The sequence below is a fragment of the Roseateles sp. P5_B10 genome, from assembly GCF_056400485.1.
This window is the reverse complement of the sequence record NZ_JBFULE010001489.1, coordinates 1-682: the sequence shown is the minus strand read 5'-3', so window position 1 is coordinate 682 and position 682 is coordinate 1. Positions and strand designations below refer to the sequence as shown.

Here is a 682-nt window from a genome sequence, read left to right as displayed (position 1 = left end):
AGCCGACCGCGATGACGGTTGCCACGGTCGGTACCAACCACCGGCCGTCGACGCGCGTCGTGCTGCTCAAGGGCTGCGATGCACGCGGCATGGTCTGGTTCACCAATTACGAAAGCCGTAAAGGTGAAGAGTTAGCAGGCAACCCTTACGCGGCCTTGCAATTCCACTGGGTGGAGATGGAACGCGTCGTGCGCATCGAGGGGCGCGTCGAGAAGACCTCGGCCCAGGAATCGGACGACTACTTCAAGAGCCGGCCGCTGGATTCGCGCCTTGGGGCCTGGGCTTCACCACAGAGTCGGGTCATCAGTTCACGTGCTGTGCTGGTGGCCAACGCCGCCAAGGCGGCCGTTCAGCAGGGCCTGAACCCGGACCGGCCGCCGCATTGGGGTGGCTATCGCCTCGTGCCGGACCGTTTTGAGTTTTGGCAGGGGCGGCGCTCGCGGCTGCACGACCGGCTGGTCTTCAGCCTGGATGCCGACCGCTGGGTGCGCGAACGGCTGGCGCCCTAATTGACGGCGTTGCCGTCCTCGACGCGGTAGTACAGGCCGTAAGGGTCGTCGTTGAGCACGGCGAACACGCCCTCAACGACGACGGGTTCCAGCGTGTAACGCACCGGCTTCTTGGTGCGCACCTCGACCAGTCCCTCGGGCCCGGCCGGTACGCAAAAGGAGCAGGTCGTGGG

Annotated in this window: 1 protein-coding gene and 1 pseudogene; one reads left to right on the top strand and one right to left on the bottom strand. The window is 65.7% G+C overall.

The genetic code is table 11. The features are described 5' to 3' along the window. A partial coding sequence (gene pdxH, locus AC1DU6_RS34160) for a pyridoxamine 5'-phosphate oxidase (RefSeq protein WP_477862869.1) occupies window positions 1-509 on the top strand: 509 nt, incomplete at its 5' end. On the opposite strand, the pseudogene AC1DU6_RS34155 reads toward pdxH, so the two are convergent. Next, window positions 506-682 (bottom strand): annotated as a pseudogene (locus tag AC1DU6_RS34155) (DUF3299 domain-containing protein); the annotation flags it as partial. The gene pdxH and the pseudogene AC1DU6_RS34155 overlap by 4 nt on opposite strands.